This is a genomic window from Mesorhizobium sp. M7A.F.Ca.CA.004.06.1.1 (assembly GCF_003999135.1).
Taxonomy (GTDB): Bacteria; Pseudomonadota; Alphaproteobacteria; order Rhizobiales; family Rhizobiaceae; genus Mesorhizobium.
Genome location: NZ_RZPQ01000804.1, coordinates 1 through 2,595, shown reverse-complemented (window position 1 = coordinate 2,595; position 2,595 = coordinate 1). Strand labels below are relative to the sequence as shown.

Genomic DNA, 2,595 nt, shown 5'->3' with positions numbered 1-2,595 from the left:
GGTCACACGCGGGAGTTCAGCCATTTCAAGTTCCTCCGAAAATCGGTATTTATCCCGATAATCAGGATTTGGCTTGCGAGTCAATCGAGGGGCCCATAAAATGGAAATAATACCGAATTTCGGTATTATTCGTGAGGAGGTTTCGGGTTCGGGTTACCTAGCGGAGCCCGACAGCCGAGGGCGTGCGGCCGTTCGGCTATTCTACGGAGCCCCTCGGACTCGAGGCGCGGCGGGATAACGAGAGACCGACCTTGCCCCTCACGTCTGTTTTGAACGATAACCTTCTTGCAGTCGCAATTGTCAGATCGGCGTAGGTGCCCTTGAATACGAAATCGAAGAAGCCGAGCGCCAAGGACAGTCCCCTCGAGCGCTACATCTCGATCATGGAAACGGTCGCGCCGTTCGAGCATGGCTTGACGGCGATCGAGCTCGAAACGACGCTTGGACTGCCCAAAACCACGATCAACAGGCTGCTGCATGCCTTGATCGAAAGCGGGATGATCACCGCCGAGAGCGTTCGCAATCGGACATACCGCCTCGGCGATCGCTTGCTGCAGCTGCTACAGATGTCTCCGGATAGCGGCTGGCTGACGACGCTCGCGCAGCGACCGCTTCAGGATTTGGCCGACCGCACCGGCCAGTCGGCGTTCCTGTCGAAGTTCGACGGTACCGAGGTGCGCTCGGTCACCTGCGTCGCGCCCGACACTCCGGTCCGGACCTATGTCATGCCGGGTATGGCCATGCCTGTAAATGCGACCGCTTCGGCCAAGGCGATCCTTGCGTTTCATCCGCAGGAGACCGTGAACAGGATCCTGGCGACCGAGCTGCGCAGCTATACCGATCGGACTAAAACGAAGATCGCGGAGTTGACCAGGGAATTGGCGGAGGTTCGGCAGCAGGGCTATGCCATGGACCTGGCCGAGCATGTTCCGGGCCTGGGCTCGATCGCATTTCCGATAAGGCCGACGAGCGGTGAGGTGATGTACGCGGTGGGACTTACGGGACCCTACGGTCAGATCATAGAGCAAAACTTCAAGCAGCATTGCTCGGCGCTCGCAGAAGCCGCCCAGCGCATGGCAAAGCTGGCGCAGATGCACGCCTACAACGGATCGGCTTTGGCCGCAAAGAGTGCTGCAGCGGATCAGCGATAGGTCGGTGCTGAGAGGCCGGTCATCGCGCGAAGAGATGTTGCGCTTTGAACCTGTAGTTCGCGATATGTTCTCGACGGAAGTGAATGTCCGGCTCCATCCCTCTGAGAACCACCCAATAGAAACCTTGGAGGCTCGCCCATTGCATTCAGAGTAGCTGCTCGGATGGCAGATAATCTACATCGACCACCAGCGCGATTTCGTCGGCGTGAAGCTGTCGACCTGGCCGAAAGCGATCAATCAGTCGATGCGGATCGACATACAGAACCTGATGGGAACGATCGCCGACACTCTCCATTCGGTGTGAAGGCGATCGGGGCATTGGTACTGACGTTAACAACAAGGGCGGCACGCGCGCCAAAAATTCGATGCCTCGTCAAATTTTGCTAAAGCCGAGCGGGCAGCCAAGGCAGCAATATATAGCTCGTGTCGCATTTTCCGAGACGCCAGCCCCGAAGATCGGGACGGCACTGATTTCAGGCAAACTTGCTGCGGGGTTGTCGTGGTTTTATGGCTCGGCGAAAAACTTACCCTCGGCAAGCATGGTTTCGATGCCGGCCAGCAATTCGCGATTTATGCCGGTGGAAATCCCTTTCGACGCAAGGTGCGCCACCAGCGCGCCGCTGCGAAGATTGCCGGCCGCACCGGGCGCGTAGGGACAGCCGCCTAGCCCGCCGGCAGCGGCATCGAACACCCTGAGCCCGAGGTCCCAGGCGGTATCGACGTTGGCGAGCGCCAGGCCGCCGGTGTCGTGGAAATGCCCGGCCAGCCGCGCAGCCTCTGCTTCTTCGAGGGTTGCCAGCACCATGGCATGCACGCGCTCGGGTGTCGCCCTGCCGATCGTGTCGGCAACGGCGATTTCGGCGCAGCCGAGATCGCGCAGGCGCGCGACGACTCTCGCGGCCGCGCCGGGTTCGATCGGGCCTTCATAGGGACAATCGACGGCACAGGAGACATAGCCCCGCACCGGCAAGGAATGCTCGGCGGCCAGCGCGATCACTGGCACAAAACGAGCCAGCCCTTCCTCGATGGTACAATTGGTGTTTCGTTTCGAAAACGTCTCGGAGGCGCTGGTGAAGACCGCGAGTTCCTGCGCGCCGGCCGAGATCGCGGCCCGCGCACCTTGCTCGTTGGGCACCAGCGCGGACAGCATAAGCCCCGGGCGCCGCACAGCGCGCCGCATGACCTCATCATGATCGGCCATCTGCGGCACCCATTTCGGCGAGACGAAAGCCGTCGCCTCGATGCGGGCGAAGCCGCAATCGGCCAGCATGCCGATCAGGCGCAGCTTCTGCCCGGTCGAGACCAGCCGCTTTTCGTTCTGCAGGCCGTCGCGCGGACCGACTTCGACGATCGTGGCCTGCCGATCCTCACCGGGCGATTCAATGGACGGCGGCATACATGATCTTTTCTTCGGAGGCCTCGTCGATGGTCATCTCCTCGACGA

General features: G+C 60.8%; 2 protein-coding genes. One reads left to right on the top strand and one right to left on the bottom strand.

Going from position 1 to position 2,595, the window contains the following annotated elements; all coding sequences use genetic code 11:
* Window positions 1–314: 314 nt before the first annotated feature.
* Complete coding sequence (locus EN906_RS30395; RefSeq protein WP_127327917.1) at window positions 315–1,151, top strand: IclR family transcriptional regulator; 837 nt, start codon at window positions 315–317, stop codon at window positions 1,149–1,151.
* A 505-nt stretch (window positions 1,152–1,656) separates the two neighbouring features.
* On the opposite strand, the gene EN906_RS30390 is transcribed toward EN906_RS30395, so the two are convergent.
* A complete protein-coding gene (locus EN906_RS30390; RefSeq protein WP_127270803.1) occupies window positions 1,657–2,547 on the bottom strand; it encodes a hydroxymethylglutaryl-CoA lyase in 891 nt (296 codons plus the stop codon).
* Between the last annotated feature and the right edge of the window lie 48 nt (window positions 2,548–2,595).